This window comes from Lacticaseibacillus camelliae DSM 22697 = JCM 13995 (genome assembly GCF_001436615.1).
GTDB lineage: Bacteria > Bacillota > Bacilli > Lactobacillales > Lactobacillaceae > Lacticaseibacillus > Lacticaseibacillus camelliae.
This window is the reverse complement of the sequence record NZ_AYZJ01000096.1, coordinates 1,498-9,025: the sequence shown is the minus strand read 5'-3', so window position 1 is coordinate 9,025 and position 7,528 is coordinate 1,498. Positions and strand designations below refer to the sequence as shown.

The following is a 7,528-nucleotide window of genomic DNA, read 5'->3' as shown; positions in this document are numbered from 1 at the left end:
CCCTATCACATTTACGAAACTTTGTTCAGTTTTCAAAGGACTACCTTGCCGTTAAGACAACTTTAACAGTATATCTAACGGCTAAACTGTTGTCAATCGCTATTTGATTAAATATTCATCAGCTGAATAAACAATCTCACCCGTGAGGGCCGACGCAAGCGCCGGGCTTTTGACAACAACAAGTATTCTACCAGCTATTACGGGGTGTCGTCAACCATTAATCAGCCAAAACAAAACATAAAAAATAAACCCGAACAAGGAATAAAGATTCATTTTCCTCGTTCGGATTTTTCAAGTAAAACCCCTATTTATCTGTCTGCAGGCACTTTACCAAGCTTAACTTGGCACTCTGGACAAAGTCCATAAACCTCTAGATGATGTCCATCAACCAAAAAGCCTGTCTTGGCCGCCGCGACCTGCTCCACATCGGTCAGCTTGTCATAACTAAAGTCGACAATCTTACCACAGTTGCGGCAAATCACGTGGTAATGCGGCTGCAGCGCAAAATCAAAATGTGTCGCAACATCGCCAACGTTCATCTCCTCAATCAAGCCGAGATCTGCAAGCAACTTTAAATTATTATAGACAGTCGCCACGCTCATGTGCGGAAACTGCGGCGACAATGCTGAGTAAATTTTTTCCGCCGTTGGGTGTGCCTCACTGGCAATCAGATACTTAATAATCGCATCGCGCTGAGGGGTCACTCTGATTTTACTCGCCTTAAGCTTTGCAATCGTCTGATGATAGACCGTTTCTTCCATATTTTTCACCTACATTAGAATGATTCTTCAGTCAGCATCAGCATACCCCTAAACGTTTAAACCTGCAAACAAGACCCCCGAAAAGTCGGAGGTCTTGCGAAGTCATGCTATTTGGAGGAGGAACTGCTGCTGGAGTTAGAACTGCTGCCGGAACTTGAACTACCGCTGGCACCCTTCGCACTGGTTGATAGCTCCGGGGCGTCCGTGACGTAATCATCGTCAAACGACTTGCCACCATTTTTGGCCAGCGCACTAGTACCCGCGCGCTGCGCTGCCTTAAGGTTCGCCTGAGCCTTTTTCAGGTTGTAATTGTACTTAGTCTTATCGACCTTTTTAAACCCAACCGGGGTGTAGAACCGCAGCAAATCGCCATTCAGCACGCGATCTGATAGTGACAGTTCAGTCGTGACCTTGTTAGTCGCCGCATCAATGGCTTGCTTCTGACTGGCGCTAAGTTTTTTAATTTCCTTGCCACTGCTTGTATTGTAGTAGACGCTGCCCACCTTGGTGATAGTCGGCGTGACCCAATCCCCATTGCGGAACGCCACGGTTTGATCATGCTGCGGTGACAGCAAGTCAGTCCCAAACATCACGTTGTTCGATGTGTCCACCCCAAGCAAGTGCATCAACGTCGGCAGCACATCGATCTCACCGCCATACGTGTGATCGATCCCGCCTTTGAGACCATCCATGTGAATCATAAATGGCACCCGCTGGTACATGGCATTATTGAAATCATTGAAGTCTTTGATGCCCGTCAGCTTTGCCATAGCCTTCTTGTGATTGTCGGAAATGCCGTAATGATCCCCATAAAAGACCACCATGCTGGATTTATCAAGGCCTGTCTTTTGCAACCAGGCCATGAACTCGCCAATGGACTGGTCCAGGTAGTGAGCCGTTTGCACGTACCCGTCAACCGTTTTATCACCGGTATCCGTCTTGCTGATGGTTTGATTCTTCTTATCCAGCGTGTACGGGTAATGGTTCGTCACGGTGATCAGCTTCGCGTAAAACGGTTGGGGCAGCTGCTGCACGTAGCTCGCAGCGTACTTCAGGAAAAGCTTGTCCTTAAACCCGTAGCCAACCTCATCATCCTTGATTTTTGGGAAGTACTGCTTGGAAAAGAAGTAATCATACCCCCATGACTTATATGTGTTGTCCCGATTCCAAAAACTGGGAACATCACCATGGGCCGCAGCCGTCGTATAGCCTTGCTGGTCCAGAATAGCAGGCGCCGCCTGAAACGTGTTTGAGGTCCCATCCGTACTCATCGCAGAGCCCTCAGGCAATCCGAACAAGGAGTTTTCCAACATCATTTCGGCATCGGCGGTTTTGCCCTGGCCGACCTGGTTAAAGAAGTTGTCAAAGCTCAGCGTATTGCTTTCGTGGTAAATCTTGTTGAGGTTCGGGGTGACCTCCTGGCCGTCCCACTTGTAATCAATCAGAAACTGCTGGAACGATTCCAAGTGAATAATGAAGACGTTCTTGCCCTTGGCCTTGCCGTAGTAACTGACATTTTTGGAAACCTGGTGATTCTTGACGTAAGCCAGCACCGAATCTAGGTCCGAAGCCTTGGCGTTCGCCTTTTCTGCTGACGTTTGCGCGGTTTTCACGCCATCGACCACGGTATAGGCATTCAGTCCAAGATACTTAACGATGTAATTATTGTCAAAAGTCCGCGTTAACAGCCCGGACCGGTCGGAATCTGCCATGGACAAGTTGGCGCCAATCATGAACAAGGCCATGACGGTCACGCCGATGGCAAACCGCTTCTTGATCGGTCGAATGTCGATCCGGATGAGATGCGTGGCGAGCAGCACGATCAGCACCACTAAGTCCAGAAACACCAGCCAGTCAGTCGGCTGCAAGATGCCCATGATCCCTTTGCTAAGGTTGTTGGACACTGACCCGGAATCCTTGATTAGCGCGAAGGTCAGAAAATCGGAGAACTCCCGGTAGTAAAGCACGTTGGCGAACAACCACACTGAAGTCAAAAAATCGATGATCAGCATCGTGACGTACGACTTGCGGCCACTCAAATAAAAGGCCAAGCCAAACAGCAGGATGGTGGTGGGCAGCGGATTCAGCGCCAGCAGCAAGTGCTGCATTTGGCCTTTGACCCCGAGGTTAAATTTGGTGTTGTATGCCCAGTAAGTCTTGGCCCAAAACAAGGCAATGGCTAGGACTGAAAAACCTAAGCGGGTATTAAAAAAGCCGCGAATCTTACCGCCGATCGACTTCATACTGATCCTCCAAACAATTGAATTGCATAGCGCACATAAGAATACAATGGTTAGTCTACACAATCGCGAAACTATTGACAATTCAAGCGGCCCCGCGGGCCTTGGATTTAACGCCATCTTAATGACATTAAAAAAAGCCAGGCAAGCCTGGCTTCACACTTCTAGTCTTCCGAGTCGTCTAGCAGATCGTAAATCTCGATGGCTGCCAAGTCGATGTCGTCAAACTCGAACTTCTGGTGAGTCGCAATTTCCTCAAGAGAATAAGTTTCAGTGGCGGGATCAAAGGTGACTTCCCCTTTTTCCACACCGTCTTTTTCAAAGCGGCGCGATTGCACTGAACCGTCCTCGGATTCCTGCATGGCTTCTAGGCGTTTAATAATCGCAACTAATTGTGAGCTTTTCATACGCGGCCCCTTTCTATTCTGTCATAGCGTACCATAAAATTCCGCATTATGGCGACCCAAATCCCGTGTCACTGGATTTTTTTCTCTTTTGGCGCCTGATCCATGCGGTCCGGTGTGACTGCCAGCGCCACCCCGCCAAGCAGCATCCCCAGGTAATACGTGAGGAACCGCCAGAGCAGCATGGCCAGCACGAGCTGCGCCTGGCCAGGCACAAAGGCTGAAAACAGCGTCTTAAAGCTGTACTCCGCGCCGCCGGTCCCGCCCGGAATCGGAAAAAGCGACACGATCATCACAATCATCACGTGCATGACCATGACCCCGACTAGGCTGAGGTGCGCAATGCCGAAACTGCGCAAAACGAAATAAGGAACCGAATAGTACAGCAACAGCTGAATAAACGTCAGAACAGACGCCTTCAAGACCTTGCGCTTTGCCTGCTTCAAGTGCAGGCTCTCGGCGTAAAACGTGTCAATTTTCTCGTCCATCTTGGTCTGCAGACGTGTTTGGCGTTCGGCCGAAATGAACCAGCCGGCAATGTGCACAAACCACGCCACCAGTTTTTTGGTGAACCGGTAGTAGTACATCACCAGTAACAACCCGATGATCACGGTAACATGGATCACAAACCCGAACACAATCAGCAGCGATAACGCCCCAAACCGGCTGGCAACCTGGTTGAACCCGACAATTAGCGTGAAGACAAAATTGATCAGCACCATGAACTGGTACACGATAAACTTCATCAACAGCACCGAGCTTGCACGGCCGCCTTCAACCCCCGCCTGCATCAGCGCGACGAGCTGGGCCGGCTGGCCGCCAGAGGCAAATGGCGTGATGTTATTAAACAACTGCTCGACGAGCGGCACCCGAAACGCAGACTTAAAGCTGAGCCGCTCCCCGTCGTGTTCCACAAACATGCGCACCACGTAACTCTCGACGACCCAGGAGCTGATCATCACCAGCAGTCCGGCCAGCAGCCACCACAGGTTCATGGTCGCCAGGCTGTGCCCAACTGCCCGCAGGTTAACCGTCCGCATTTCAAAAGCGAAAATACCGACGCCTAGCAAGACCATCACCAATGCCGCGATTTTATTTCCGCGGCTCATCTGCGATTTGCCCCGATTTTGGCTTGCGCCAGATAAAAATCGTGCCATACCCGTGCCAGGCGGGCTTCCGAATAAGTGGCGGCCGCCTGCTCAGCCTTATCCGTGTATTCGGCTCGCAGCGCAGTATCGGCTTTGAGTGCGCGCAAACCGACTCCCATGGCCGCCTGATCCTTGGCCATCATGGCATACGGAGCAATGATGTCATCATACAGCGCCAGATCCCGTACCATCACCGGCGTTGCCGTTGAAAAGGCCTCCAGCACTGACATTGGGAACAGCTCATCAAATGACGGCAACAGGAAGACATCCGCAATGTTGTAGTAATCGACCATCTCGTCCCGCGGCACGATGCCAGTAAAGTTCAGGTTGCTCGGCGCGTTCTCGACCTCGCCTTTCAGGTGGTCATAGCCATTGGTGATCATCCCAAATGAAAAGCCCCCCGCCCAAATAAACTGCATCTGCGGGTTACGCTTGGCCAACTCAATGAAGTCATCAACGCCTTTACGATCCTGAACCTGCCCGGCACCAAACACCACAAACGCATCCTGGTTGACGCCGTGCTTTTTGCGAAGCATCTTTTTTTGCTCGGCCGTAGCAGGATAAAACGTTTCCCGAGACACAAAGTTGGGAATGAACGTCACCTTGCGCGGGTCAATGCCATAGGCCGCCATTTTGGGAATGAAGTTCGGGTTGACCACAACTAGCCGGTCCATCCGCTGATAAAAAGCAATCGTGTACTTATCCAGAGTCCATCTCGCAACACCGGGCAGTCTCAAGCTTTGATCAAGCGTATCAGGCAGAAAGTGAACATACCCAATCTTTTGTCCCCGCCGCTTGGAAAAGGTGGATGCAAAAAAGGCCGGGTCGATCGTGTGATAATGACTGACCAAGCTGGGAGAATACTTGTTGATGCTGATTTTGAATTCAGAGGGAAAATATTTGCGCAACAAGGCAATCAATTCCGTGTACACGGCGCCGACGCCTTGGCCTGCCACCTTGTCCGCCGAAGAGAACATATGAATATCGAGCATGTCTATCCTTTCATCGTCGGTTCGTCAAGCCGCTCTGCTTCCTCGGCCAGTTCCTCGTCAAACCGTTCCTGTGCGTGGGCGTATACCTTGAGCACGCGATCACCGAACAGATCCGCGGAAATTGCCCGCAACTTCGCTTCTCGCGGGGCAGGATCATCAAAGGCGTGCGGATGCTGCAGGTAATTGACCAGCTGGTGCACCATCTCAGCTTGCGTGGTGAAAGTTGTCCCAATCGCCGGATCATCCAGCAAGCTGTTAGTGTAGGATGCCGCTAGTGCCACCACCTTGCGCTCTGCCGCCAGTGCCTCGATGTAAGTCAACCCTTGAGATTCGGAATCACTCGCCGAAACAAAGATATCGGCAGCGCGATAATAATCCGGCACATCAGAATGATCAACTTGCCCGATGAACCGAACATGCTGACCCAAGCCCAAGCTCTGAGCCTGATGCTCAAGGTCTTCCCGAGCCGGCCCGTCCCCTACGACCAAAAGGACGGCCTTGGGCACCTGAGCCAGCACACTCGGCATGGCGGCAATGACCTTGTCGATGCGCTTCTCGTACGCGACCCGTGATAGCGACAAAAGTACCGGCACATCGGTCAGACCGAGGCGCTCACGCAAATGTGGGTCTTTTGCCGCCTTGAACTGAGTTAAATCGACCCCAGTGGGGATGACGGTCATCGGCGTTTTGATGCCATATCCGAGCAACGACTGTTTGGCCCGCTCCGAAGGCGTAATCACCTGCGTCACGTGATAAAGGTAGGCGCGCATAAACTGCTTAACGTGATAAGGCCGCAGCAAGTGCCCATTCATCACGTAATGCAAGTAATCCTCGTACATGGTGTGATACGTGTGCACAGTCGGCACCTTGAGCTGACGCGCCACAAACTTCCCAATGTAGCCCATCGAGAACTCAGTCTGCGTGTGGACAAGGTCCAGCTGCAGTTCCTTGGCCACGGAGTATGCATGAAAGAGGCCCCTGATGGCCACTCGACGATCCGTGAAGGAAACAAAAGGCACGCTCGCGAACCGAAAGACATTGGGCTCCACTGCGTCGTCCGGCACATGTGGATCCGTCGTGGTAAAAATATACACCGAGTGGCCCTTGCGTTCCAAATCATCCTTCAGTGTTTTGATCGACGTGGCGACACCGCTGACCTGAGGAAAATAAGTATCAGTAAAAATCCCAATGTTCATCTCCACGCCTCCCAACGCCATTTATTTACAGTATACGACACTCAGGCTTGCTATCAATTTTCAGGCCCTCATACGTTCAAGTTTAACAGAAACCTTACTGAAACCATCCACCTATAGACTGAAATTTACATAACAAGTTTGTCACGCCGCAAAAAAAAGACCCTTAAAGGGTCTGTCTACCGCTGATCGGGGTCGAACCGATACTCCATTGCTGGAACCAGATTTTGAGTCTGGCGCGTCTGCCAATTCCGCCACAGCGGCATATTAGAATTTCTCTTGGCTTGTCCAAGAAGGCGGTGATCGGATTCGAACCGACGCATATAGGTTTTGCAGACCTTTGCCTTACCACTTGGCTACACCGCCAGGAGTTGCTCTTCGCAATTGGGATAGCTGGATTCGAACCAGCGCATGACGGAGTCAAAGTCCGTTGCCTTACCACTTGGCTATATCCCAATCAAGGGCGGATTGTGGGAATCGAACCCACGTATGCTGGATCCACAAACCAGTGTGTTAACCACTTCACCAAATCCGCCATAATAAGAAAAGCAGGGATAGTAGGAATTGAACCCACACCGACGGTTTTGGAGACCGTAGTTCTACCTTTAAACTATATCCCTATAAAAAATGGAGGATCTAGGATTCGAACCTAGGAACCCGAAGGAACGGATTTACAGTCCGTCGCGTTTAGCCTCTTCGCTAATCCTCCATAAATGGCGCGGGACGGAATCGAACCGCCGACACATGCAGCTTCAATGCATTGCTCTACCGACTGAGCTACCGAGCCATT

Annotated in this window: 6 protein-coding genes and 7 tRNA genes; all 13 read right to left on the bottom strand. The window is 51.0% G+C overall.

The annotated features are described in order from the left end of the window. Window positions 1-308 precede the first annotated feature (308 nt). Window positions 309-761 (bottom strand): Fur family transcriptional regulator, encoded by a 453-nt coding sequence (locus tag FC75_RS12005; protein ID WP_056989980.1) that lies wholly within the window; start codon window positions 759-761, stop codon window positions 309-311. A gap of 107 nt (window positions 762-868) precedes the next feature. After that, the gene (locus FC75_RS12000; protein WP_056989979.1) at window positions 869-3,004 is read right to left on the bottom strand and encodes an LTA synthase family protein; all 2,136 of its coding nucleotides are present in this window, start codon (window positions 3,002-3,004) and stop codon (window positions 869-871) included. A gap of 161 nt (window positions 3,005-3,165) precedes the next feature. Continuing rightward, complete coding sequence (locus tag FC75_RS11995; RefSeq protein WP_054665877.1) at window positions 3,166-3,408, bottom strand: YkuJ family protein; 243 nt, start codon at window positions 3,406-3,408, stop codon at window positions 3,166-3,168. A gap of 68 nt (window positions 3,409-3,476) precedes the next feature. Next, window positions 3,477-4,514: a lysylphosphatidylglycerol synthase transmembrane domain-containing protein gene (locus FC75_RS11990; protein WP_056989978.1), complete on the bottom strand. Its 1,038-nt coding sequence runs from the start codon at window positions 4,512-4,514 to the stop codon at window positions 3,477-3,479. Continuing rightward, on the bottom strand, window positions 4,511-5,545 hold the full coding sequence (locus tag FC75_RS11985) for a glycosyltransferase family 4 protein (RefSeq protein ID WP_056989977.1): 1,035 nt from the start codon (window positions 5,543-5,545) through the stop codon (window positions 4,511-4,513). Before FC75_RS11985 ends, FC75_RS11990 begins: the two co-directional genes overlap by 4 nt. A gap of 2 nt (window positions 5,546-5,547) precedes the next feature. Continuing rightward, on the bottom strand, window positions 5,548-6,741 hold the full coding sequence (locus tag FC75_RS11980; RefSeq protein ID WP_056989976.1) for a glycosyltransferase family 4 protein: 1,194 nt from the start codon (window positions 6,739-6,741) through the stop codon (window positions 5,548-5,550). A gap of 177 nt (window positions 6,742-6,918) precedes the next feature. Next, window positions 6,919-7,002, bottom strand: a tRNA-Leu gene (locus FC75_RS11975). A gap of 30 nt (window positions 7,003-7,032) precedes the next feature. Beyond that, window positions 7,033-7,104 (bottom strand) — tRNA-Cys (locus FC75_RS11970). Window positions 7,105-7,122: 18 nt separating this feature from the next. Continuing rightward, window positions 7,123-7,194 (bottom strand) — tRNA-Gln (locus FC75_RS11965). Between the two features lie 6 nt (window positions 7,195-7,200). Continuing rightward, a tRNA-His gene (locus FC75_RS11960) sits at window positions 7,201-7,273 on the bottom strand. 14 nt (window positions 7,274-7,287) lie between these two features. Further along, a tRNA-Trp gene (locus FC75_RS11955) sits at window positions 7,288-7,358 on the bottom strand. Window positions 7,359-7,366: 8 nt separating this feature from the next. After that, window positions 7,367-7,447: transfer RNA gene (locus FC75_RS11950), tRNA-Tyr, on the bottom strand. A gap of 5 nt (window positions 7,448-7,452) precedes the next feature. Then, window positions 7,453-7,525: transfer RNA gene (locus FC75_RS11945), tRNA-Phe, on the bottom strand. Between the last annotated feature and the right edge of the window lie 3 nt (window positions 7,526-7,528).